Source organism: Mycobacterium appelbergii (assembly GCF_032883035.1).
GTDB lineage: Bacteria > Actinomycetota > Actinomycetes > Mycobacteriales > Mycobacteriaceae > Mycobacterium > Mycobacterium appelbergii.
The window spans coordinates 357588-380767 of record NZ_JAMQTH010000007.1 but is presented as its reverse complement, the minus strand read 5'-3'; the positions used below and the strand labels follow the sequence as shown (position 1 = coordinate 380767).

The 23180-nt window shown below is 65.6% G+C and carries 30 protein-coding genes; 16 read left to right on the top strand and 14 right to left on the bottom strand.

Annotated features, from left to right (window positions below; all coding sequences use genetic code 11):
* Nucleotides 1-2 precede the first annotated feature (2 nt).
* From M1247_RS18565 to M1247_RS18555, 3 genes are read left to right on the top strand one after another with little or no spacing between them, the layout of a single operon-like run.
* Nucleotides 3-689 carry an SDR family oxidoreductase gene (locus M1247_RS18565; protein ID WP_410506897.1) on the top strand — a complete coding sequence of 229 codons (687 nt, stop codon included), beginning with the start codon at nt 3-5 and terminating at the stop codon, nt 687-689.
* Nucleotides 686-1660, top strand: coding sequence for a glycosyltransferase family 9 protein (locus M1247_RS18560; protein ID WP_317157915.1), 975 nt, complete (start codon nt 686-688; stop codon nt 1658-1660). Before M1247_RS18565 ends, M1247_RS18560 begins: the two co-directional genes overlap by 4 nt.
* The gene (locus tag M1247_RS18555; RefSeq protein ID WP_317157814.1) at nt 1657-2949 is read left to right on the top strand and encodes a UDP-glucose dehydrogenase family protein; all 1293 of its coding nucleotides are present in this window, start codon (nt 1657-1659) and stop codon (nt 2947-2949) included. Before M1247_RS18560 ends, M1247_RS18555 begins: the two co-directional genes overlap by 4 nt.
* Before the next feature lie 13 nt (nt 2950-2962).
* Here M1247_RS18555 and M1247_RS18550 read toward each other — a convergent pair whose 3' ends face one another.
* Nucleotides 2963-3979, bottom strand: a complete 1017-nt coding sequence (locus M1247_RS18550; protein WP_317157813.1) for a DNA topoisomerase IB — start codon at nt 3977-3979, stop codon at nt 2963-2965.
* Nucleotides 3980-4259: 280 nt separating this feature from the next.
* Between M1247_RS18550 and M1247_RS18545 the strand changes: the two genes are divergently transcribed.
* The gene (locus tag M1247_RS18545) at nt 4260-4643 is read left to right on the top strand and encodes a hypothetical protein (protein WP_317157812.1); all 384 of its coding nucleotides are present in this window, start codon (nt 4260-4262) and stop codon (nt 4641-4643) included.
* Here M1247_RS18545 and M1247_RS18540 read toward each other — a convergent pair.
* Entirely contained in the window at nt 4627-5064 is a 438-nt protein-coding gene (locus M1247_RS18540; RefSeq protein ID WP_317157811.1) for an STAS domain-containing protein, read from the bottom strand. The genes M1247_RS18545 and M1247_RS18540 overlap by 17 nt on opposite strands.
* 443 nt (nt 5065-5507) lie before the next feature.
* Between M1247_RS18540 and M1247_RS18535 the strand changes: the two genes are divergently transcribed.
* From M1247_RS18535 to usfY, 4 genes are all read left to right on the top strand, one after another.
* Complete coding sequence (locus M1247_RS18535; protein WP_317157810.1) at nt 5508-5735, top strand: hypothetical protein; 228 nt, start codon at nt 5508-5510, stop codon at nt 5733-5735.
* Between the two features lie 10 nt (nt 5736-5745).
* Nucleotides 5746-5904 (top strand): hypothetical protein, encoded by a 159-nt coding sequence (locus M1247_RS18530; RefSeq protein ID WP_317157920.1) that lies wholly within the window; start codon nt 5746-5748, stop codon nt 5902-5904.
* Between the two features lie 33 nt (nt 5905-5937).
* A complete protein-coding gene (locus M1247_RS18525; protein ID WP_317157914.1) occupies nt 5938-6195 on the top strand; it encodes a DUF7218 family protein in 258 nt (85 codons plus the stop codon).
* A 142-nt stretch (nt 6196-6337) separates the two neighbouring features.
* A complete protein-coding gene (usfY, locus tag M1247_RS18520) occupies nt 6338-6646 on the top strand; it encodes a protein UsfY (RefSeq protein ID WP_317157809.1) in 309 nt (102 codons plus the stop codon).
* A gap of 87 nt (nt 6647-6733) precedes the next feature.
* On the opposite strand, the gene M1247_RS18515 is transcribed toward usfY, so the two are convergent.
* Entirely contained in the window at nt 6734-7075 is a 342-nt protein-coding gene (locus M1247_RS18515) for a hypothetical protein (protein WP_317157808.1), read from the bottom strand.
* Between the two features lie 52 nt (nt 7076-7127).
* Between M1247_RS18515 and M1247_RS18510 the strand changes: the two genes are divergently transcribed.
* Nucleotides 7128-8111, top strand: a complete 984-nt coding sequence (locus M1247_RS18510) for an LLM class F420-dependent oxidoreductase (protein ID WP_317157807.1) — start codon at nt 7128-7130, stop codon at nt 8109-8111.
* Nucleotides 8112-8117: 6 nt separating this feature from the next.
* On the opposite strand, the gene M1247_RS18505 is transcribed toward M1247_RS18510, so the two are convergent.
* The gene (locus tag M1247_RS18505) at nt 8118-8642 is read right to left on the bottom strand and encodes a DUF6328 family protein (RefSeq protein ID WP_317157913.1); all 525 of its coding nucleotides are present in this window, start codon (nt 8640-8642) and stop codon (nt 8118-8120) included.
* Between the two features lie 129 nt (nt 8643-8771).
* Here M1247_RS18505 and M1247_RS18500 point away from each other — a divergent pair, with 129 nt between their 5' ends.
* From M1247_RS18500 to M1247_RS18490, 3 genes are all read left to right on the top strand, one after another.
* Nucleotides 8772-9194 carry a ChaB family protein gene (locus M1247_RS18500; protein WP_317157806.1) on the top strand — a complete coding sequence of 141 codons (423 nt, stop codon included), beginning with the start codon at nt 8772-8774 and terminating at the stop codon, nt 9192-9194.
* A 115-nt stretch (nt 9195-9309) separates the two neighbouring features.
* The gene (locus M1247_RS18495; protein ID WP_317157805.1) at nt 9310-9744 is read left to right on the top strand and encodes an ATP-binding protein; all 435 of its coding nucleotides are present in this window, start codon (nt 9310-9312) and stop codon (nt 9742-9744) included.
* A complete protein-coding gene (locus tag M1247_RS18490) occupies nt 9741-10493 on the top strand; it encodes an RNA polymerase sigma factor SigF (RefSeq protein WP_317157804.1) in 753 nt (250 codons plus the stop codon). Before M1247_RS18495 ends, M1247_RS18490 begins: the two co-directional genes overlap by 4 nt.
* On the opposite strand, the gene M1247_RS18485 is transcribed toward M1247_RS18490, so the two are convergent.
* The gene (locus tag M1247_RS18485; RefSeq protein ID WP_317157803.1) at nt 10464-10886 is read right to left on the bottom strand and encodes an STAS domain-containing protein; all 423 of its coding nucleotides are present in this window, start codon (nt 10884-10886) and stop codon (nt 10464-10466) included. The genes M1247_RS18490 and M1247_RS18485 overlap by 30 nt on opposite strands.
* Before the next feature lie 175 nt (nt 10887-11061).
* Here M1247_RS18485 and M1247_RS18480 point away from each other — a divergent pair, with 175 nt between their 5' ends.
* The gene (locus M1247_RS18480; RefSeq protein ID WP_317157802.1) at nt 11062-11607 is read left to right on the top strand and encodes a nucleotidyltransferase family protein; all 546 of its coding nucleotides are present in this window, start codon (nt 11062-11064) and stop codon (nt 11605-11607) included.
* Between the two features lie 4 nt (nt 11608-11611).
* Here the strand turns inward: M1247_RS18480 and M1247_RS18475 are convergent, their stop codons facing one another.
* The 4 genes from M1247_RS18475 to M1247_RS18460 all read right to left on the bottom strand — a co-directional run bounded on the left by M1247_RS18475 (nt 11612) and on the right by M1247_RS18460 (nt 15433).
* Nucleotides 11612-11944, bottom strand: coding sequence for a hypothetical protein (locus M1247_RS18475; RefSeq protein WP_317157801.1), 333 nt, complete (start codon nt 11942-11944; stop codon nt 11612-11614).
* Nucleotides 11945-12023: 79 nt separating this feature from the next.
* A complete protein-coding gene (locus M1247_RS18470) occupies nt 12024-13817 on the bottom strand; it encodes an ATP-binding protein (RefSeq protein WP_317157800.1) in 1794 nt (597 codons plus the stop codon).
* 303 nt (nt 13818-14120) lie between these two features.
* Nucleotides 14121-14540, bottom strand: a complete 420-nt coding sequence (locus M1247_RS18465) for a SufE family protein (RefSeq protein WP_317157799.1) — start codon at nt 14538-14540, stop codon at nt 14121-14123.
* On the bottom strand, nt 14537-15433 hold the full coding sequence (locus M1247_RS18460; protein WP_317157798.1) for a sulfurtransferase: 897 nt from the start codon (nt 15431-15433) through the stop codon (nt 14537-14539). The genes M1247_RS18465 and M1247_RS18460 overlap by 4 nt, the downstream gene beginning before the upstream one ends.
* 69 nt (nt 15434-15502) lie before the next feature.
* Between M1247_RS18460 and M1247_RS18455 the strand changes: the two genes are divergently transcribed.
* On the top strand, nt 15503-16258 hold the full coding sequence (locus M1247_RS18455; protein WP_317157797.1) for a DUF6199 family natural product biosynthesis protein: 756 nt from the start codon (nt 15503-15505) through the stop codon (nt 16256-16258).
* Here the strand turns inward: M1247_RS18455 and M1247_RS18450 are convergent.
* From M1247_RS18450 to M1247_RS18435, 4 genes are all read right to left on the bottom strand, one after another.
* Nucleotides 16248-16478, bottom strand: a complete 231-nt coding sequence (locus M1247_RS18450) for a hypothetical protein (protein WP_317157796.1) — start codon at nt 16476-16478, stop codon at nt 16248-16250. The two genes, M1247_RS18455 and M1247_RS18450, sit on opposite strands and share 11 nt — an antisense overlap.
* A 152-nt stretch (nt 16479-16630) precedes the next feature.
* Nucleotides 16631-17269 (bottom strand): Maf family protein, encoded by a 639-nt coding sequence (locus M1247_RS18445; protein WP_410506896.1) that lies wholly within the window; start codon nt 17267-17269, stop codon nt 16631-16633.
* A gap of 31 nt (nt 17270-17300) precedes the next feature.
* On the bottom strand, nt 17301-17582 hold the full coding sequence (locus M1247_RS18440; protein ID WP_317157795.1) for an acyl-CoA carboxylase subunit epsilon: 282 nt from the start codon (nt 17580-17582) through the stop codon (nt 17301-17303).
* Entirely contained in the window at nt 17579-19207 is a 1629-nt protein-coding gene (locus M1247_RS18435) for an acyl-CoA carboxylase subunit beta (RefSeq protein ID WP_317157794.1), read from the bottom strand. Before M1247_RS18435 ends, M1247_RS18440 begins: the two co-directional genes overlap by 4 nt.
* Nucleotides 19208-19338: 131 nt before the next feature.
* Here M1247_RS18435 and casI point away from each other — a divergent pair, with 131 nt between their 5' ends.
* Both casI and M1247_RS18425 read left to right on the top strand, forming a co-directional pair.
* Complete coding sequence (casI, locus tag M1247_RS18430) at nt 19339-20997, top strand: steroid-22-oyl-CoA synthetase (RefSeq protein WP_317157911.1); 1659 nt, start codon at nt 19339-19341, stop codon at nt 20995-20997.
* The gene (locus M1247_RS18425) at nt 20994-22547 is read left to right on the top strand and encodes an FAD-binding protein (protein WP_317157793.1); all 1554 of its coding nucleotides are present in this window, start codon (nt 20994-20996) and stop codon (nt 22545-22547) included. Before casI ends, M1247_RS18425 begins: the two co-directional genes overlap by 4 nt.
* On the opposite strand, the gene M1247_RS18420 is transcribed toward M1247_RS18425, so the two are convergent.
* Nucleotides 22510-23121 carry a TetR/AcrR family transcriptional regulator gene (locus M1247_RS18420; protein ID WP_317157792.1) on the bottom strand — a complete coding sequence of 204 codons (612 nt, stop codon included), beginning with the start codon at nt 23119-23121 and terminating at the stop codon, nt 22510-22512. The genes M1247_RS18425 and M1247_RS18420 overlap by 38 nt on opposite strands.
* Nucleotides 23122-23180: the final 59 nt, after the last annotated feature.

Here is a 23180-nt window from a genome sequence, read left to right as displayed (position 1 = left end):
TCATGAACTTGGGAAACATCATCATTACCGGGGGAGCGTCAGGCCTGGGCGCGGCAACGGTGGAAGCTGTTCTCCGCCAAGGCGGTACGCCCCTGGTCATCGACCGCAACGAGCCCGCCGCGGATGTCGCGTTCCAGGGGGCCGACCTCGCCGACACCGAGGCGGTCGACGCTGCGGTATGCATCCTCGCCGACCGGGTGGACCGTCAGATCCACGGCGTCTTCACCGCCGCGGGCATCGATTCGTGCGGCAAGCTCGACGAGGTCAGTGTGAAGGACTGGGAGCAGGTCGTCCACGTCAATCTCCTGGGCACCGCCGCGGTGATCCGCTCGGCGCTGCCCTTCCTCAAAGCCAGCGGTGGCCGCATCGTGACGTGCGCATCGACGCTGGGCATCAAGGCGGTCAGCGACGCGACCGCCTACTGTGCCTCGAAATTCGGGGTCGTCGGCTTCAGCCGTGCACTGGCAGCCGAGCTCGCAGGCGAGGTAGGGGTGACCACCCTGATTCCCGGGGGGATGGCTACGTCATTCTTCGACGATCGCGACGACCAGTACAAGCCCCCGCCGGGCACCAAGCTGAATGATCCCGGCAACGTGGCCGAGACCGTCGTGTTCGCGCTCTCGCAGCCTGCCGGTTGCGAAGTGCGGGAGTTGGTCGTGTGCGCACCCACGGAGTCGTCGTGGCCATGAACACGACCGATGACCAAGTGGTTTCGCTGCCCCCATCCGATCCCGAGCACATCCTGGTTCTGCGCGCGTTGGGCCTGGGAGATCTGCTGACCGGTGTCCCGGCGCTACGCGGCTTGCGGCGAGCTCACCCGGATGCGCACATCGTGCTGGCCGCACCGGAGCGGTTCTGCCAGCTTGCGATGTTGACCGGTGCGATCGACGAGGTCGATCCCACACCTGGCCTGGGACGGCTGCATCCGCGACGTCGACCGCCGGACGTGGCGGTGAATCTGCACGGAAGCGGCCCGGAGAGTATCGGGGAACTGGTTGCTCAACATCCGAAAACTCTGCTGAGTCACCGCCACCGCGACTTCCCGGATTTCGCCGGGCCGCCGTGGCGCGAGGATCTGCATGAGGTCGACCGGTGGTGTGGGATGCTCCAGTGGCATGGAATCGCGTGCAACCCGGACGATCTGGCCATCGCCCGGCCGCAGGGCTATCCGGATCGGTCCGGGGTGGTGGTGATCCATCCGGGCGCTGCGGCAGTGGCCCGGCGGTGGCCGGCCGAACGGTTCGCCGCGGTCGCGGCGGCCCTGCGCGAAGCCGGACATGACGTTGTCGTCACAGGTGACTGTAACGAAATCGACCTGGCGCGCTCGGTGGCGCGACAGGCGGGTTTGGCTGAAACAGCGATGATCGCGGGAACTTTGGGGCTGCTCGGACTGGTGGCGCTGATCAACGATGCCAGTCTGCTCATCTGCGGTGATACCGGGGTAGGGCACATCGCCACCGCCACCGGAACGCCGTCGGTGTTGCTGTTCGGACCCACCCCGCCCAGTCGCTGGGGCCCGCGCGGCACCGGTCCGCACGTCGCGGTCTGGGCGGGGGACATCGGCGATCCGCATGCCGATGAGCCGCACAGCGGGCTGCTGTTGATCACTGTTCCACGGGTATTGGACGCCGTGGAAAGTGCGTTGGGAGTGCGCGCATGAAAGTCGGAGTTGTCGGAGCCGGATATGTCGGCCTCACCACCGCGGTATGCCTGGCCGAACGCGACCACGACACGGTCTGTGTCGATGTCGACGAATCCCGGGTTCAACAGTTGTCCTCAGGTGAGGTCCCGTTCGATGAACCTGGGCTCCCACAGTTACTGAAGTCGGGGCTGAGTCTTGGAACCCTGCACTTCGGCACTGACTACGGGCAACTCGGTGACCGCGACATCGTCTTCGTCTGTGTGCCCACGCCCAGTCGGTCGGACGGCTCTGCCGATCTCAGCGCTGTCGATGCCGTGGTGGGAAACCTGGCTGAAGTCCTGCAACCCGGTGCGATTCTGGCGCTGAAATCGACCGTGCCGGTCGGGACCACACGGGAAATCGCCCGTCGGCTACGCGGCACCGGCGTCCGGACCGTGTCCAACCCGGAATTCCTGCGCGAGAGCCACGCCGTGTATGACTTCCGAAATCCCGAGCGCGTCTTGATCGGGGCGGTGGACGACGCTGCGGCGGATGCGATGCAGAAACTGTATGGTGCCGGCCAGGGTGCGGCGCTGCGGATGAGCCCGGAGAGTGCCGAGCTTGCGAAATACGCGAGCAATGCCTTCCTGGCGGTCAAGATTTCCTATGCGAACTCCTTGGCGCAGTTGTGTTCCCGGGTGGGCGCCGATATCTCCGACGTCACCCGCTGTATGGGTGCGGACGTCCGAATCGGTCGGCATTTTCTCCAGCCCGGACCGGGCTGGGGTGGTTCCTGTCTACCGAAGGACACCGCAGCACTGTTGGAAACGGGTCGCCGTAACAATGTCGAGTTGCTCGAGGTGGCCTCCGCGCGCGCGACCAATGCCGCCCAGGCAGACCGGATCGTCGCCGCACTCGACCGATCCATGGCGGCTCCAATGGGGTCCGCGCGGGTGGCAGCGCTGGGGTTGACGTTCAAGGCGGGCACCTGTGATGTCCGGGATTCACCCGCGTTGACGGTATGTGCCGAACTGGCCCGTCGGGGCGCGCAGATCACCGGTTACGACCCGCGCCTGGCGGCGATCGACCACGACGTGCTGCGACGCTCGGCGGTGAACCCGGTCGACGATCCGTACCTGGCGACCAAGGAAGCCGACGCGATCGTGGTGTTCACCGAATGGTCCGAGTTCAAGAGGCTGGACTGGACGCGGATCTCCGAGCAGGTGCCGACAGCAGTGGTGCTGGATACGCGTAATCTGCTGGATCGCAGCGCAATCGATGAGGCAGGCTTGGGATATCTCGGGAACGGGAAAGCCGCGGGATTCTGAGTCGGTTCGGGCGTCAGGTCGTGGTCACCTTGCGGATCAGCCGAGCGGTGCTGCGTTCCAGTATGGCCTGGCGTTTGTCGGCGGCCCGAGTCCGCGCCGCCCGGCGTGCACCGGCGGCGATGGTGAGGCCGGCGCGGTAGCCGTCGACCACCCGTGGGTCGACGTAGGCACTACGCGCGACGGCCGGGGTATTTCCAAGGGCGTCGGCCACCTCTTGCATTACCGCGGTTTCCACCCTTTTGATCACCCTCCCGTCGACCGCGGGGTCGGCGTCGACCAATGCCACGGCGGCCAGCACGGTTCCGTGCCAGGTACGAAGGTCCTTGACGGAATAACCATCACCGACGATCTCCCTGAATCTGACATTGAGATCATCGGCATGAACCTCACTGAACCCGGCCGAGTTCCGGTACGCCAGCAGGCGACCGCCACGGCCGCAGTTGCGTCGCAGGGCCCGGACGACACGAAGCACTTCCGGATCTTCGATGACCAGCGTCCGGCGCACTCCGCTCTTGGCGGGATAGTCGAATTCGACCGAGTCACTGCGCACCGTGACATGCTCGCCGAGCAACGTCGCAATGCCGAATGAGTTGTGTTCCTCGGCATATTGGTCGCCGCCGGCGCGGAAGTATCCGAGATCGAGTAGTCGCAGTCCGAGCGCCAGGACCCGGTCGCGTGGGAGGCCGCGGATTCTGAGGTCGGCGGCGACGCGGGATCGCCAGTCCGGCAGGGCCGCAGACAACTCCAGCGTCCGGTCGAACTTCTCCTCGCTGCGCTCCTCCTGCCATTGCCGGTGATACAGATACTGTCGGCGGCCTGCGGCGTCGGTGCCGACCGCCTGGATGTGGCCATTGGGGTACGGGCATATCCACACGTGCTTCCATGCCGGTGGTATCACCACCTCATCGATCCGGCGCAGCGTTGCGGGGTCGGTGACTGTCCGTCCATCGTTGTCGTGATAGCTGAAACCGCGGCCGCGGCGCACACGGCGTAGCCCCGGTCCGCCAACAGTGCTGTGACGAAGTCGCATGTCGATCTCCCTGCGTGTGCGTTTACTGCCGGTCAAGCTGGGTATTGGGGGACCATGGCAATTTCAGTGCAGCAGGGTGCCGAAAATGCGCGGGCAGACCCGGGTGCAGGCGAAGTAACGGTCAAAAGTTGCCAGCAAAGCTTGGTCCGGGCGCTCATTCGTCATCGTGATCTGTGGTTACCCCGCGTTGTGCCGCCCCACACCTGGCGGTCCGATGGTTAGCCGACCACGAGGAGTAACAGGACTTGGAGACCACGGCAACCGGGCGGTCGAGTTCTGCATGGCCGCCCGTCCCGAGCAGTTGGCTGTCGCGCGGACTCTGGTGGCGGCCCTGGCGGACTCGGAGAAGTTCGACGTCGAGGACATCGCCGATGTGCGCTTGGCCGTCGACGCTGCTTGTACCGTGCTGGTGCAATCCGCGGCGGCCGACTCGATGCTCCGCTTGGTGGTCGACCCTGGTGACGACGCGATCACGGTGGATGCGTCCACGACCTGCGACACCCCTGAAGCCTTCGAGCCGGATGACCTGAACTGGAACGTGCTGACCTCACTCACTGATGAGGTCAGCACGTTCTCCCGCGCCCAGGACCAGCAGGTGTTGATCGGGATATCGATGACCACCAGGCCGGCGGGGCCCTGGGGAAGCGTCAGTCCGATCCGCTGATCAGTTGTAAGGGTCGTGCTTCAGCGCTGATCACGGAGAGCGCCTCCCGGACGGAAGTGCAGACAGGCAGCGTGGCGTCGGGGTCACAGATGCGCAGGATCCGAGATACCTCCTTGCTGGGGGCGAGGGCCCAACTGACGCCTTCACCGGCACACGCCACGTTGAGGGTGTGCAGCGTCGCGAAGCAGGCCGTTCCGAAGAATGTGACTGCGGTCAGGTCCAACACCAGTCTGGTGCTGTGTTTGACCTGTGTCAGTGAGTATTCGGTGAATATCGTTGCATTGGCGGCGTCCAGGTCTCCGTGCGCGGACACGACAGCGGTGGACGGTTCCAGCCAGCGGGTGGCGAAGTGCGCGGTTTGCCGTCCGGCAAGGTCATGGGGTGGCCGAACGAGCGTTCGAGCGACGTTATCGATGGACATGTGTTGACTCCATAGTCGAATTGCGCGAGACATTCTCGGACGCGTCACGGCCGTGTCGTTACACAAAAGCCCCGGTTGCAGGGAGTTCCTTCCCCCTGCACGTCCTGCGCGTCCAGTGGCTGTGAACTCAACCTGGCATGAACGCTACTACGGGCCCGCACCAGGCACAATCGGTGTAAGAGACTTCTCATGAACCTATCAGCTGAGATGGATCTCGACCGTCGGGACCGCGCCCACGCTGAGAGACCCTGGCGGACAAGGGATTGCAGCGCCCTCGATGGGCATCGCTGCGGCACAGGACTGTTCATCACCGGCGCGACGCGCGGGCGACGAGAATGCTTGACACTGCAACGACTTGGCTCGCGTCCCGTCTCAAGATCACTGGCCGGGGCCCGGTTTGCCACGTTGTTTGATCACCGTCCTGCCTGGGTATATGTCGACTCATGAGGCTAGGTGGACTATTCGGAACACTCGTGTTGGTGTGGTTGCTGATCGGCGTGGTTGCGGCATGGCAGCGTGACTACTTCCAGACCGGAACAACCAGTTGTGCGACTGCCGGCGCCATAGCGCTGACTGTTCTCGCAGGACCGCTGAACTACGCCGGAGTCAACCCCAAGGTGGACGAATGTCGTTTGCCCGAACCCAGTGCGATGAACTCGATCGCCCACTGAAACGGAGGTCATGATGATCATCTTCGGAGCGATCCTGCTCATCCTCGGATTGGTGCTGAACATCTACTGGCTGTGGGTGATCGGTGTGATCCTGTTGGTCATAGGTGCGGTCTTCTGGGTGCTCGGGATGGTGGGCCGCCCGGTTGCGGGGCGCCGTAGCTGGTATTGACATTTGATTAGCTCTCGGAAGGGGAGGTGCATGATGCCGCGTTCGTCGATCAAGGATGAAAAGCTCTACAGCGATCTGCGGAAACAGGGAGACTCCAAGGAGAAGGCGGCGAGGATATCCAACGCCGCCGCCGCGAGGGGCAGATCTTCGGTCGGAAAGTCGGGCGGGCGTTCCGACTCGTACGAGGATCGGACGGTAGCGCAGTTGCGTGATCGCGCAAAGAAATTGGGCCTGAAGGGATACTCCGGCAAGTCCAAGAAGGAATTGATCAATCTACTGAGGAATCACTGACCCTGCCTCGGCCGCGTCAGCCTTCAGGGCGCGCCGGGGCATTGTCTGCATCCCGGATGTCTGTTTGCGCGACAGCGCGTTCAGATCGTTCTACCGTGGTTATCAGCCCGGGAAGTATGGGCGATGGGCGGAAGGAGCAGCCATGAAAGGTCCAAAGGATCCGGTTGATCACGCCAGGACGACGCGTCCACACGCGGGCGAGTCGATGAAGGACAACGTGATCATGCCTGCGCTCATTTTGATCGGCCTCGCACTGGTGATGTTCGTGGGGTGCCTGGCCGCCTTCGCGACCGGCCATCCCGACGTCGGGATGACCGTGGGCGGGTTGGCTGTGGCTGGATTCACCATCGGTTCGGTGTGGCTGGCGCTGGAGCATCTGAGGGTGAGACGTATCGAAGAACGTTGGTACGCGGATCATCCCGGTGTGCTCAGGCAACGACCCAGCAGTTGACCGGACCGCCGCGCGCAGCTGCCTGGCCATCAACCGCCGGGCAGCCGGACATTTGTGCGTGCTCCACGCGTCTTCGGCGGGAACGGCTCAGAATGTGACGGCCAGGACCGCGAAGTCGATGGCCAACAACGCCAATGCGATCAGCGGGACGATGATGCCGCCCCGCCGGCGCGCGGTGACGATCGACACGGCGATGGTGACCACCGGCACGACCAGCGAGCCGTAGAACAGGATTCCGAACCAGAATTCGCCGGGGCCCTGACGTGCGCAGGCATCGGTCGTGCAGCCGGCCATGCTCATGACCGCGCCCATGCCGTACAGAAAGACCGCGATCGCCGCGGGAATCGTCAGCACCGCCAACACCCAGTTCGTCGACAGCCAGACCGGCCGGTGCCGTTGCTCGCCCGTTCGCGTGTCAGATTCGGTCATGCATGCCGGAGTACCCAGTTTCGCCGATTCGTGCACGGGTATTCGTTCGACCATGACGAGATTCGGATACACCTTGATGACCGAACAGAGTGGGCCAAAAGATCTGGTCCGATATGCGGTTTCGGCCGAGGAGGTGGGCTTCGATTTCGAGGTCAGCAGCGACCATTTCAGCCCATGGCTGGCCGCCCAGGGCCATGCCCCGAACGCGTGGACCGTGCTGGGTGCGGTCGCCCACGCGACACAACGGGTTCAGCTGTACTCGTATGTGACCTGCCCGACGATCCGGTACCACCCCGCCGTCGTCGCGCAGCAGGCTGCGACGGTGCAGATACTCGCGGACGGTCGGTTCACCCTTGGACTGGGCAGCGGAGAGAATCTCAACGAACACGTGGTGGGGCGCCGGTGGCCCACTGTTGAGCGGCGCCTGGACATGCTCGGCGAGGCCACGAAGATCATTCGCGAACTCCTCAGCGGCGATCTCATCGACTTCCGGGGCCAGTACTTCGAGGTCGACTCCGCCAGGCTCTGGGACGTGCCCGACGACCCGGTCACCATAGCGGTGTCGATGACGGGCGAGCGAGCGGTTGAGAAACTCGCTCTGCTGTCCGATCACCTGATCAACGTCGCGCCCGATGCCGGCGTGATCGACGATTGGCACCGCCACAGGCAGGCGACCGTGCTTCCTGAGGGCCGGGTGATCGGGCAGATACCGGTGTGCTGGGACCCCGACCGCGACGCAGCGGTCGCGCGCGCCCACGACCAGTTCAGATGGTTCGCCGGCGGCTGGTCGGTCAACGCGGATCTGCCGACCCCGGCGGGGTTCGCCGCGGCGACGAAGTTCGTCCGGCCCGAGGATGTTGCCTCGGCGATTCCGTGCGGCCCCGATCTCGACGCCATCGTCGCCGCGGTCGCCGAGTATCGCAACGCCGGGTTCACCGACATCGCGTTGGTCCAGATCGGCGGGGACAGCCAGGAGCAGTTCCTGAACGAAGCGGCCAAACCGCTACTGGCGGCGCTGCGTGCTGAACTGTCGTAGCGGGGACTAACGGCGTGCTTGATCCACCGACATGGGGCGACCGTTGCGCATCGCCAGCGGCAGCCACAACCACAGGCCCACGAACCCCATCAGGGCGCATGCGCCCGCGATCACTCCGGCCGCGCGACCGGCCACGGTGTCGAAAATCAGCGCAGTCACGCCGGCCACAGCGAGCCCGAGCAGCAGGAGACCGATGAACGCGCAGCGATGGGCTGCCGCGACAAGAGCATTGAGGCGGTGGCGCCGGAACAGTATTCGATGCATGGCCACCGGGGCCACCAGCAGTGCCGTTGCGCCGGTAGCGCACGCCACGGTGATGAGGTACACGGTGCGCATCGGCGCATCGAGCAGTTCGAAGCGCTCCTGGAACGGCAGCGTCAGCAGGAAACCGGTGAGCAGCTGAACGCCGGTCTGCACAACTCGCAGCTCCTGCAGCAGGCTCGACCAGTTGCGGTCGAGCCGTTGGACTTCCGTCTCGTGACGAGCGGCTTGGTCCCAATGTCGGTCGTCCTCGGGACCGTCCGCGTCCATGGCGTCGATGATCCCACCGCTCACCGCCGGGCATCGCGTGTTCGACCGGTATTGCCGCGACGTTTGTCTACGGGATTATTCGGGCACTCCGTCCAGAGCGACTGCAAATGAGGCGAAGGAGTGTTGACGTTGCCGAAGACAACAAGCAAGGGCAAGCCCAAGAAAGACGAACTGCCGAGCACATTACGGAAGTCGGATACCAAGGCACAGCGGACATTCGCCGAGGCCCATGACTCTGCCGTCGAGACCTACGGTGAAGGCGAACGTGCCCACCGCGTCGCATACTCGGCGCTCAAACACAGTTACGAGAAGGTGGGTGACCACTGGGAAGCCAAAGCGCAGCGCGGGCCTTCCGACCAAAGGGCCCGCAGCGGCGGTCCTGATGCGAAGGGTGACACCGCCGAAGGCGTCGACGAGAGCGCCAGCAAGAAGCACCTCATGGATGTTGCTCGCCGGCTGGACGTCCACGGACGGTCGACGATGAACAAAGATGAGCTGGTAGCCGCGATCGAGAAAGCGAACCGCCGGGAGACGCGAAGCAACAAGCGTTGACCGTGAAAACCTTTGCCGAAGCGGGCGCACATCGACCTCGCCCGGCTACCGGGTGACGAGGCGAACCCGCGCCGACGCCTGGAGTACTGTCGGTCGGGATATGCCGGGAGGTCAGATGGCCGAAGCGATGGGCCAACACAACATGCCGACCCGCGGTGCGCGGGCGGTCGAACTGCGGGTAGCAGCTGAGCTCGAGAATTTGGCGGTGCTCCGAACCCTGGTCGGCGCGATCGCCACCTTCGAGGATTTTGATTTCGATGTGGTGGCCGATCTCCGGCTCGCCGTCGACGAGGCCTGCACCACGTTGATCCGGGCGGCGGACCCCGATTCCACACTGGTCCTGGTGGTAGATCCTCATGACGACGCCCTGGCGATCTCTGCGTCCACCACGTGTCATGACAGCGCCGGCATCGAGCCGGGAACCTTCAGCTGGCATGTGCTGAGTTCGCTCACCGATGAGGTGTCGACGTTCACCAACGGGGTCGGCCCGGAAGAACGCCGGGTGATGGGTATTTCGCTGATGACAAGGCGAGCGAGCCTGTTGCAGTGACCTCGGAATACGCGGATGTTCTCGAGAAGTTCCGCGAGCTCCGCGACCTGAGCGCGGACTCGCGGGAGTATGCCCGCAAACGGGAGCAGATCGTGCAACGGTGTCTGCCGCTGGCCGACCACATCGCCCGCCGCTTCGATGGGCGTGGCGAGGCCCGGGATGATCTCGTCCAGGTGGCACGGGTGGGGCTGGTCAACGCCGTCAACCGGTTCGACGTCGAGACCGGATCGGATTTCGTGTCGTTCGCAGTGCCGACGATCATGGGCGAGGTCCGGCGGCACTTTCGCGACAACAGCTGGTCGGTCAAGGTGCCGCGGCGGCTCAAGGAACTGCATCTACGCCTCGGCGCGGCAACTGCTGAATTGTCGCAGCGGCTGGGCCGGGCTCCCACTGCATCGGAGCTGGCCGCCGAGTTGGAGATGGACCGCGAGGAGGTCGTCGAAGGGCTGATCGCAGGCAGCTCGTACAACACCCTGTCGATCGACACCGGCGGCGGCGGTGACGAGGACGCACCGGCAATCGTCGACACCCTGGGCGACATGGATGCGAGCCTGGATCAGATCGAGAACCGGGAATCTTTACGACCGCTGCTGGCTGAGCTACCGGAGCGGGAACGCACCGTGCTGGTTCTGCGCTTCTTCGAGTCGATGACGCAGACGCAGATCGCCGAACGCGTCGGCATCTCGCAGATGCACGTGTCGCGGTTGCTGGCGAAATCGCTAACGCGGCTGCGCGACCAGATGCAGTAGCGACGAACTGTCCTGGGCGGCCAGTGCGGCGGCGACAGTGTTGTGGGTCGGCAACGTGGCTGTCGGATCGCAGATCCGCAGCAATCGGGTCACCGCCGGACTGGGTATCAGCGTCCAGTCGATGCCGGCGTCCACGCACCTCGCGTTCAGTGCGTACAAGCTGGCGAAGCCCGCGGTGCCCAGGAAACCGATACCGCTCAGATCCAGCACGATCTGCTGGGCGTGGATGGTATGTCGCCTCACATACTCGGTGAACTCGCCCGCATTGGCTGCGTCGAGTTCGCCCCGCGCGGTGATCGCCACGGTCGACGGCCGTAGCCAGTGAGCGGAAAAAACTGCGGCACTGTTGCCGATGTAGGTGTCGGTTTGAGTTGTCGGCTGTGTAACAGTCATAGGTGACTCCATCAGTCGGAATACGTGTATTCGTTCTGTGGGCTCGTGGCGGCTGTGAACTCAACCTGTTTCGGACCCTACGCGCATCAATGTGGTTGGACAACCGGCGCGGTCAGCGCACATTTTTCACCGGATGCGCCACGCCGTAGAGGCGTCGCTGGTCCACACTGGTCACATGTCGAACGACGGTGTGATCGGTGGCGTGGTGCTCGCCGCGGGCGCTGGCAGCAGATTCGGGATGCCGAAAGCGCTTGCCGGGCAAGGTGAATGGCTTGCTGCCGCGGTGCGGGCGTTACACGACGGCGGGTGTGACGACGTCGTGGTCGTGTTGGGGGCCGCCGTCGTGGACGTGCCCGCACCTGCCCGGGCGGTCATCGCCCAGGACTGGTCAGCTGGGCTGGCCGCGTCGCTGCGCGCCGGGATCGGCGCCCTGGGCACCGCCGAGTATGCGGCTCTACAGTTGGTCGACACTCCCGACATCGGCGCTGACGTGGTCCGTCGCGTACTCGCAGCGGCGTCGGCCTCGGCGTCGGGGTTGGCCCGGGCCGTCTACGGGGGCCGTCCCGGACATCCCGTGGTGATCGCGCGCAGGCACTGGCCCGCATTGCTGCGTCAGCTCGGCGGCGACACCGGTGCCGGGCCGTTCCTGCGCCGCCGCGACGACGTCGTCAGCGTCGAATGCTCGGACCTGGCCACCGGGGCGGACATCGACGTGCGTTAGCCCGTTACGTCTGGACGTGCAGGTTCAGCGCGGCCTGGGCGAACCGGCGGACCGTGTCTTCCGCCGTCGCGGCGACATCGTCGTGACCGGGGCGCGCCCGGCTGGTCAGATACGCGGTGACGGGATCGAGACTGACCTCGGCGAGTAGTTCGCCGGTACTCGGTTCGCACACGGCCCAGGTGTAGCGGGTGTCGTCGGCCCAGCCGTCCTCGGCATCGTGAACATAATCCAGGTCAGTCTCACCGAGGTCGGCGAGCGCGGGTCGGTCGTCGACGCGGTCGTCGCATCGCAATCCGCGTAGATACCACTGGCCGTTATTGATCTCTACGGGTTCCATGGACGCACACTCCTTGAGAATGCGCTCAGGGCTGCGATCCGCAGTGGACCACAGCCCTGAGCACAATGTCAGCGGTTGGTTACTTGATCTCGGCGATCACGGTGCCCTGTGTGATGGCGGCGCCCGCCTCGACAGCCAGGCCGGTGACGACGCCGTCCTTGTGCGCGGTGACCGGGTTCTCCATCTTCATGGCCTCCAGCACCACGACGAGATCGCCTGCGGCCACTTCCTGCCCCTCCTCGACGGCGACCTTGACCACGGTGCCCTGCATCGGCGCGGTGACCGAGTCACCCGAGGCGGCCGCACCACCAGCGGCGCCACGCTTGCGGGGCTTGGGCTTCTTGCGAACCACACCGGGGGCCGCGCCGCCGCCACCGCCGATCGCCAGGTCTCCGGGCAGCGACACCTCCAGGCGACGGCCGCCGACCTCGACGACCACGGTCTGGCGCGGGACGGTGTCCTCTTCCTCGATCGGATCACCACCGGTGAACGGCTCGACGGTGTTGTCCCACTCGGTCTCGATCCAACGGGTATGCACCGAGAAGCCATCCTCATCACCGATGAAGGCGGGATCGGAGACCACCGCGCGGTGGAACGGGATGACGGTGGCCAGGCCCTCCACATTGAACTCGGCCAGCGCGCGCCGCGACCGGTCCAGTGCCTCTTGGCGCGTGGCGCCCGAGACGATCAGTTTGGCCAGCATCGAATCGAACTGTCCGCCGATCACCGAACCGCTCTCCACGCCGGAGTCGAGCCGCACCCCGGGTCCGGTGGGGGGCGTGAACGTCGTCACCGGGCCGGGAGCCGGCAGGAAGCCGCGGCCTGCGTCTTCGCCGTTGATCCGGAATTCGAAGGAGTGCCCGCGGGGAGTGGGGTCCTCGGTGATGTCCAGCGCCTCGCCGTTGGCGATCTTGAACTGCTGGCGCACCAGATCGATACCCGCGGTCTCCTCGGTGACCGGATGCTCCACCTGCAGGCGGGTATTGACTTCGAGGAAGCTGATCAGGCCGTCCTGGCCGACCAGATACTCGACCGTGCCCGCACCGTAGTAGCCGGCCTCCTTGCAGATCCGCTTGGCGGACTCGTGGATCTCCTTGCGCTGCGCATCGGTCAGGAATGGGGCCGGTGCCTCCTCGACGAGCTTCTGGAAGCGACGCTGCAGCGAGCAGTCGCGGGTGCCCGCGACGACGACGTTGCCGTGCGTATCGGCGATCACCTGGGCCTCGACGTGGCGCGGCTTGTCCAGGTACCGCTCGACGAAGCACTCACCGCGTCCGAATGCGGCGACGGCCTCGCGGGTCGCCGAGTCGAACAGCTCGGGGATCTCCTCGATGGTGCGTGCCACCTTCATGCCGCGGCCGCCGCCGCCGAAGGCCGCCTTGATCGCGACCGGCACGCCATATTCCTTGGCGAAGGCCACGACCTCGTCGGCGTTCTTGGCCGGATCCGGAGTTCCCGGCACCAGCGGTGCCTTGGCGCGGGCGGCGATGTGGCGTGCGGTGACCTTGTCACCGAGGTCGCGGATCGACTGCGGGCTCGGACCGATCCAGATCAGCCCGGCATCGAGCACGGCCTGGGCGAAGTCGGCGTTCTCCGAGAGGAAGCCGTAGCCGGGGTGGATGGCATTCGCGCCCGACTTGGCCGCGGCGTCCAGGATCTTTTCGAAGACCAGGTACGACTCGGCCGAGGTCTGGCCGCCCAATGCGAACGCCTCGTCGGCGAGCCGCACATGCGGTGCGTCAGCGTCCGGCTCGGCGTACACGGCCACGCTGGCCAGTCCGGCGTCCTTGGCGGCGCGAATCACCCGGACCGCGATCTCCCCACGATTGGCGACAAGCACCTTGGAGATCTTTGAGCTGGCGTGGTTGGCCACTGTGCCTCCTCGGCAAGTTCTCTAAGAAACGTCTTTAAGAATCTATCGGGGGAAGTTTAGGCGGCGCACCTGGGTGGCCGTCGAGGCGGTGCCGGTTACTGATGGGTAGGTTGTATTCGCCGGTCGTGGTGAGCCTCGCGACCAGCAGCGATGCGGTCGGCATCGCGTTGCGGTCCGGTGAATTTGTGTCCAGAAATTCATCACATTGAGCGCGTGTCCGTCGCCGATACTGTTGCCTCGATGGGTGTGAGGATCTTCATAATCGTTCGCGGCAGCTCATCGGGGGCCGTGGTGCGGTGAGGCTCAGGCTGCGCGCAGGCGTCGCTTGATCCGGGCCAGCATCGCCGACATCCCGCGGAGCCGCAGCGGGCTGATCAACGCGGCCAACCCCAGCTCAGAGTAGAAATCGTCGGGTACGGCGAGGATGTCGGCCGCGGGTTGGTGGTCGAGCCCCGCCGCCAGGATCGCCGCGAAGCCCCGGGTGGTCGGGGCCTCGGCGGGCGCGCTGAAGTAGAGCCGGACCTGATCAGGATCGGACGCGTCAACATCGAGAAAGAGCGGGGACTGGCATTCCGGCACCGGCTCCATCGCCGCTTCTTCGAGATGGGCTGGCAACTCGGGCAATTCGTTGGCGAACTCCAGCAGGAGCTGCAGCTTGTCCTGACCGGCCATCCCCTGGAAGTCCGAAACCACCTCCGCCAGCGCGGCCGGCATGGAACTCATGCGGAACCTGGAGCCTCTCCTGCGTCCGGTCCGACGGCGACCGGAACCCGCACTGCGTTGCCCCACTCGGTCCACGAGCCGTCGTAGTTCCGGACGCCGGGCAGCCCCAACAGGTGGGTCAGCACGAACCAGGTGTGGCTCGAACGCTCACCGATACGGCAATAGACGATGGTCTTGTCCTCGGGGGTGAGGAAGCTGTACAGGTCCTCGAGCTCGGCGCGGGTGCGGAACTGGCCATTGTCCCTGGCTGCCTTCGCCCACGGGATCGACTTCGCGGTGGGGATGTGGCCGCCGCGCAGCGCACCCTCTTCCGGATAGTCGGGCATGTGCGTGCGCTCACCGGTGTACTCCTGTGGCGAGCGGACGTCGATCAGCGGCTCGTCGCCGAGGATGCCGAGCACGTCCTGTTTGAACGCCCGGATCGGTGTGTCCTCGCGCTCGACGACCGGGTAGCCGGTGGTCTGCCTGACCGGCACATCCAGCGTGGTGTCCCGACCATTGGATACCCACAGGTCACGGCCACCGTCGAGCAGCCGGACGTCGGGATGGCCGAACAGGGTGAACACCCAGAGTGCGTAGGCGGCCCACCAATTGCTCTTGTCGCCGTAGATCACCACGGTGTCCTCGCGGCCGATGCCCTTGCGATTCATCAACTCGGCGAACTGCTCGCCGTTGATGTAGTCGCGGACATGGGGATCGTTGAGGTCGGTATGCCAGTCGACCTTCACCGCGCCGGGAATGTGGCCGGTGTCGTACAGCAGCACGTCCTCGTCGGATTCGACGATGGCAAGCCCGGGCCGGCCGAGGTTACTGGCCAGCCAGTCGGCTGTGACGAGGCGTTCCGGATGGGCGTAGTCGGCGAGCGCGGGGCTGGGATCTGCAGGCAGCGGCACACCATGAGCCTACCGCCGGGCTCAAAGTTCCTGCTTCGGCACCACAGCGGTGGCACTTAGGATTCGTGCATGGGACCGGCGATCGTCTGTCTGCTGGTCGGAATCCCGATCGGCTTGTTCCTGCTGCTGCGCCCCAGACAGATCTGGTGGACGTTCCAGTCGTGGAAGTACAAGAATCCCGAGGCCAACGAACCCAGTGACGCCGCCTACGGGATGTCCGCGCTGGGTGGTCTCGGCGTGATCGTGCTGGCGATCTTCCTCGCCGCGATGCTCTGGTCGAGCGACGGTGAAAAGCGGGCCGCGGAAGCCGAGAAGCAGAAGAAAGCCGACTGGGACGCGGCTGTCGCCGCCTATGATCCGCCCGAACCCGAAGATCGGGGCATGCTGCCGATCATCGGCTACACCGAACGCGGACCGCGTCAGACTCTGACGGGTCGCATCGAGTACGAAGTCTTCTATCGGCAGCCGGCGGGTGCCTACCCGTACCGGACAAAGGATTACCGGTATGACAGAGCTGCAGGTCCATCAGGCCGCTTCCAGTGCCTCACGATTGCCGGTGACCGCGGGCCCGTCGTCGAAAATTCCGCCACGGTGTATGCCAGGTTGAGCTGGGAACCCTATGTGCCGCAGTCGGACAGCAGCGCATCCGAACAATGCACCACCGATGATCTCTCGTCCGGCGACATTGGTTCAGAGAAGGTCTATCTCTGTCCGGGGACCCGGCTTGTCACCGAGTCGCCCGTTGTCGACGCGCACGGGTCGGTGCTGTTGGCGGCCAAGCCCGGCAACGCGGTGCCGAAGCTCGCCGCGGCGCCTACGCGGTGAACGCGACCTCGTAGGCCACGGCGTAACGCCGCGTGCTGATACCCGATCTGCGGAACAGGGAGCCGCCGTCCTGGCACCAGGTCACCACCCGCAGTAGGCGCTTGCCCGGCGTGAGTCTCTTGGCGATGACGTCGGCGAATGCGGCGCGCAGCCGCTCCAGGTCATACGATTCGATGTCGCGAGCCACGCGCACATCCCACATCGTCTCTTCGACTGGCATGCGGCCCAGTGTCGACCCGCTGTGGGGTCCACATGGGTGATTGAACCCGGCGCGCCGCACCTCAAACTAGGTTGCAATTTGGTCACTGCGGTCCGGGAACTCCCGCCGCGGCCACGAAAGATCGGTGCCGGCACACCGATTCGACTCGCGGATCAGGCTCCGTGACGGGATCCCCACAAGGCCCCGACAGAGACCCCTGCTGCCGCCAACATCCGCCGGAGCAGCGGCAGGCTCAGCCCGATCACGTTCGACGGGTCGCCCTCGATGCGATCGACGAACCAGCTTCCGAGGCCGTCGATGGTGAAACCGCCTGCGACGCCGAGTGGTTCGCCACTGTTCAGATACGCATCCAGATCGGCATCGCTTGGTGAAGCGAAATGCACTGCGGTGACAGCTGATTCGACCAGGCGATTGGTCACCGACCGGTCGCGGACAGTGATCAGGGCATGTCCGGTGTGCAACTGGCCGGTCCGCCCCGACATGGCGTGCCACTGGCGCCGTGCGGCGTCGACTGTTCCCGGCTTACCGCACAGCCGCCCATCCAGATACAGCATGGAATCGCAGCCGATCACGATGCAATCCGCGGCCACCTCCGCGGGCAGTCGAGTCACCACATCGTCGGCTTTGGCCGCGGCCAGCGCACCGACGACCTGCTCCGGCCCGGCATCACCGAGCGCCGCGATGACGGCATCCTCATCGACGCCGGAGACCACCACCAGCGGGTCGATGCCGGCCTGGCGCAGCACGCCGAGCCGACCCGACGAGGCCGAACCCAGCACAACCTGGCCCATCAACATCCATGTTCTTCGCGCAAGCGGCTCATCAACGCCTTATGTGGGTCCGCTCCAACAACGTCACCCGCTGCCAGCTGAACACCGCATAACGCAACTTGTCCACCGGGTGGCCCCACAGGTTGCGTTCCTGCCGCGCGGGCTCGGCAGCGCCGCCGCCCGTGGTGCTCAGGACGGCCATCAGTGCCGCCAGCTCGGCGTCCGTGGGCTGACCCTTGACGACCTTGATGTGGGCCTCGTGGTTTGCGTTGGCCTTGTCCGCGTCAACCACGTTCGCCCCGCTCACTCCGGCTGCATCGTTCGCCCCGCTCACAGTGGAATGTTCCCATGCTTCTTCGGCGGCGTCTGCACGATCTTGCGCTCCAGCAGTCGCAGCGCGGTCGCGATGTAGCCACGGGTGTGTGACGGCGGAATGACCGCGTCGACGTACCCGCGCTCGGCCGCGATGTACGGGTTCACCAGGGTGTCCTCGTAGGTCTGCTGCAGCTCCAGGCGCAACGCGTCGACGTCCCGGCCCTCCTGGGCGGCCTTCTTCAGGTCCGAGCGGTACACGAAGCCGACCGCACCCGATGCGCCCATGACCGCGATCTGCGCCGTCGGCCAGGCCACATTGACGTCACAACCCATGTCCTTGGAACCCATGACGCAGTACGCGCCGCCGTAGGCCTTACGGGTGATCACCGTGATCTTGGCGACGGTCGCTTCACCGTAGGCATAGAGCAGCTTCGCGCCGCGGCGGATGATGCCGTTGAACTCCTGATCGGTCCCGGGCAGGAAGCCCGGCACGTCGACCAACATCACGATCGGGATGTTGAAGCAGTCGCAGGTCCGCACGAACCGGGCGGCCTTCTCTGAGGCGTTGATGTCCAGGCAGCCGGCGAACTGGGTCGGCTGATTGGCCACGATGCCCACCGTGCGGCCCTCGATGCGGCCGAAGCCGATGACGATGTTTCCCGCGTAGCCGGCCTGAACCTCGAGGAACTCATCGTCGTCGAGGATGCGGGTGATCACCTCGTGCATGTCGTACGGCTGGTTCGGAGAATCCGGGATCAGCGTGTCGAGCTCGAGATCTTCGGCGGTGAGGTTGTCCTCGATCGCACCCTCGTCCACCTGGGCCGGATAGCGCGGCGGATCGGCGTAGTTGTTGGGCGGCAGGTAGCTCAGCAGGTCGCGCACGTAATCCAGGGCATCCTGCTCACCGGAGGCGACGTAGTGCACGGTGCCCGACTTGGCCATGTGGGTGTGGGCGCCGCCCAACTCCTCCATGGTCACGTCCTCGCCGGTGACGGTCTTGATGACGTCGGGGCCGGTGATGAACATCTGGCTGGTCTGGTCGACCATGATGACGAAGTCGGTCAAGGCGGGGGAGTAGACGTGCCCGCCCGCGGCAGCACCCATGATCAGCGAGATCTGCGGGATGACGCCCGAGGCCAGGATGTTGTTGCGGAAGATCTTGCTGTACAGCCCGAGCGAGACCACCCCCTCCTGGATGCGCGCGCCCGCGCCGTCGTTGATGCCGATCAGCGGGCGGCCGGTCTTGATGGCCAACTCCTGGACCTTGACGATCTTCTCGCCGTAGACCTCACCGAGGCTGCCGCCGAACACCGTGGCGTCCTGGCTGAAGACGCAGACGTCGCGGCCGTCGATGGTGCCGTAGCCGGTCACCACGCCATCACCCAGCGGGCGGTTCTGCTCCAGCCCGAAGTTGGTGCTGCGGTGGCGGGCGAGCGCGTCGAGCTCGACGAACGAGCCCTCGTCGAGCAGTGCGTAGATGCGCTCCCGGGCGGTCAGCTTGCCCTTGGCGTGCACCTTGTCGATGGCGGCCTCGCCGACCGGGTGCAGCGTTTCTTCGGCCCGCTTCTTGAGGTCGGCCAATTTGCCGGCTGTGGTGTGGATGTCCACCTGGTGCTCGGCGGACGGCTCCGTAACGCTCGTCATGGGTCACGATGCTATCGGCAGTCCTAAGACAGTCATAAGAGAGGTGCGTCTCACGGGCTCCGGTTAACCTCGCCGAAGGCGTCACCATGACCGAAACGTCGCGTGCCGATGTCGTGCTGGAGGGAGTGCCGATGCGCGATTCCATCGCCGGGATGCTGCTGGACCGCCGCGGCGATCAGCGCCTCGGGCTGCGTACCCGTGAGCGAGACTGGACCTGGGACGGGGTGCTCGCCGAATCCGCGGCCAGGGGCGCGTTGGGCCGGGAAATGTTGTCGCAACGGCCGGGACGACCTCCCCATATCGGGGTGCTGCTGCCTAACGTGCCCGAATTCGTGTTCTGGCTCGGTGGTGCGGCATTGGTCGGAGCCACCGTGGTCGGCATCAACCCGACGCGTGGGGCAGCCGAACTTGCAGCCGAAATCCGGCTTGCGGACTGCCAATTGATCATCACCGACAACACGGGCGCGGCGCGGTTGAGCGATCTGGACACCGGATTGGGCACCGACCGCGTGCTCGTGGTGGGCACCGCCGCTTATGACGAGATGGTGGCCGCGCACCGGGCAGCGCCGGAGGTGCCCGCGGATATCGATGCCGACACACTGTTCCTGCTGCTGTTCACCTCGGGGACGACGGGCACGTCCAAGGCGGTGAAATGCAGTCAGGGCCGACTGGCGCGGATCGGGTACACCGCGGCAGAGAAGTTCGGCCACGTCGCCGACGACGTGGAGTACTGCTGCATGCCGTTGTTCCACGGCAACGCCATCATGGCGCTGTGGGCGCCCGCGCTCGCCGTCGGCGCGACGGTGTGTCTGACGCCGTCGTTCTCGGCGTCGGGATTCCTCGACGATGTGCGGTACTTCGATGCGACATTCTTCACCTACGTGGGCAAGGCGCTCGGGTATCTGATGGCCACCCCGGAACTGCCCGACGATGCCGACAACCCGTTGGTGCGCGGCTTCGGTACCGAGGCGTCCCCGGACGATCAGGCGCAGTTCCGCCGCCGGTTCGCCGCGGAGTTGTTCGAGGGCTATGGCTCAAGTGAGGGTGGTGGCGCGGTGGCACTGGTTCCCGATGCGCCCCAGGGTGCGCTGGGCAGGCCGGCGCATGCCGGTGTGGCGATCGTCGATCCGGACACGCTGAAAGACTGTGCGCCTGCCGTTTTGGATGAGCACGGTCGCGTGCTCAACGCGGACCAGGCAGTCGGGGAGATCGTCGACAAGTTCGGCACCCGCACCTTCGAGGGGTATTACAACAACGATGCGGCCAACGCCGAGCGCATCCGCAATGGCTGGTACTGGACCGGGGATCTCGGCTACCTCGACGAGGCCGGTTTCATCTACTTCGCCGGCCGACGCGGCGACTGGATCCGGGTGGACGGTGAGAACACCTCGGCGCTGACGATCGAGCACGTGCTGCGCCGGCATCCGCAGGTGGTCGCCGCAGGCGTGTACGCGGTGCCCGACCCCCGCTCCGGGGACCAGGTCATGGCGGCGATCGAGGTGACCGACGCGGACGGGTTCGACGTGGCAGAGTTCGCCGCGTACCTCGCCGCGCAGGATGACCTGGGTGCCAAGGCCGTGCCGCGGTTCCTGCGGGTGTCAGCCAACCTGCCGGTGACCGGCTCCAACAAGGTACTCAAACGCGAACTGCAACAACAGTGCTGGCGTACCGAGGATCCGGTGTACCGATGGACCGGCCGCGGCGCTCCGGCGTATCACCGCATGGGTCCGGCCGAAAAGCGTTCTCTGGAAGCGGAATTCGCACATTACGGAAGGCAACGTTACGCATGACGGTCAGCTGGGATGAGCAGTGCGACGTGCTGGTCGTCGGATCGGGCGGCGGCGGTGTCACGGGAACCTATACCGCGGCCCGCGAGGGGCTCAACGTGATCTTGGTGGAGGCAACCGGGAAATTCGGCGGCACCACAGCATATTCCGGTGGCGGCGGGGTCTGGTTCCCATGCAACCCGGTACTGATGCGTGCAGGCACCGACGACACCATCGAGGACGCGCTGGAGTACTACCACGCCGTGGTCGGTGACCGTACTCCCCGTGAGCTGCAGGACACCTACGTGCGCGGCGGCGCGGGCCTCATCGAGTATCTCGAAGCAGACGACAACATGAAGTTCTCGCCGATGCCGTGGCCGGACTACTTCGGCAAGGCGCCCAAGGCGCGTACCGACGGTCAACGTCACATCGCGGCGCGGCCGCTCGCGGTGGCGAAGGCGCCGCACCTGCGGGAGGTGGTCCGCGGCCCATTGGATGCCGACCGGCTCGGCGCCGAGCAACCCGGTGATTATTTCGTCGGCGGGCGGGCGCTGATCGCCCGGTTCCTCAAAGCCATCGAGCAGTATCCGAATGCGGCACTGCGCCGCGGTACCGCCGTCGTCGAGTTGGTCGCCGACGGAGATGAGGTGACCGGCGCGATCGTCGAGACCGCAGGGGGGCGCCGGACAATCCGGGCCCGCCGGGGGGTGCTGCTGGCGGCAGGCGGATTCGAGGGCAACGACGAGATGCGGCGACGGTACGGGGTGCCCGGCGCGGTGCGAGACACCATGGGGCCGCAGGGAAACCTGGGCCTGGCCCACCAGGCCGCGATCGCCATCGGCGCAGACGTCGATCTGATGGATCAGGCGTGGTGGTCACCGGGACTGATCCACCCGGACGGACGATCGGCATTCGCGCTGTGGTTCACCGGCGGCATTTTCGTCGATCAGGACGGTCGACGATTCGTCAACGAATCGGCCGCCTACGACCGGATCGGACGTGCCATCCTGCCGCGGCTCGCCGACGGCTCGATGAGCTTGCCGTACTGGATGATCTACGACTCCGCCGACGACACCGCAGGGGTCATGCCACCGGTCAAGGCCACCAACGTGTCGATGGTCGAGCCGGCCCGGTATGTCGAGGCGGGCCTCTGGCACACCGCCGACACCCTGGGTGAACTGGCCGAAAAGATCGGCGTTCCGGCCGATAATCTGGTCGCCACCGTCGCGCGGTTCAACGCCTTCGCGGCCGAGGACGTCGACGCCGATTTCGGTCGTGGCGAGGAAGCGTATGACCGGGCGTTCTCCGGTGGCGCCTCGCCGCTGGTGGCCATCGAGCAGGGACCGTTTCACGCCGCCGCGTTCGGTATCTCCGACCTCGGCACCAAGGGCGGGCTGCGTACCGACGCCGCGGCGCGGGTGCTGGACACTTCCGGCGCGGTGATCCGCGGGCTGTACGCCGCGGGCAACACCATGGCCGCGCCGAGCGGCACTGCCTACCCGGGCGGTGGAAATCCGATCGGCACCAGCATGTTGTTCAGCCACCTTGCGGTGAAGGACATGCTGACGCGCTGATCGGCGCGGTCAGCATGGCCGCGAGCATTCCGATGATCTCCTCGGGATCTTCGGGCGTGCGGTCGACGTCCTGGGTCTGGCGTTCACGGTCGGCGATCAGTGCGAACATGGCGGTGGCGACGGCGCTGACCCGGCGGTGCTGTAGCCGGCGGTCGGATATCGGTACCGCATGGGACAACGCGTCAAGGACCCGCGGCCAGGCTGATTCGCCGGCCCGCTGCGGTTCGGCGGGTAACCGGGGCCGCACCACCTCGAGAAAACGTGCGTAGTGCGTCGCGTCGACATCGACCAACGGCAGCACCAGAATGCGTAGCAGCGCCCGTGCGTCGGCGCTCTGCTCGCTGTCGAGATCGCTCAGCATGCGTTCGCGTTCGAGTTCCATCGGCAGGAGCCGGCGGGCTACGACGGCGTCGACAAGTTCCTGCCGATTGCGGAAGTGGTAGTTGACTGCGGAATTGTTGCGTTGCCCCGCCGCCAGCGCAATGTCGCGCAGCGGGACGTCGTAACCGTGTTCGGCGATGAGTCGTTCAGCGGCGTCGAGGAGCTCGGCCTTCGCCCGGGATCCGCGGTTCACGAACAGCAATGATACGAGCCGGTCTTTCCAAGTTTAAGCATTTGCGCTTAAATAGGGTG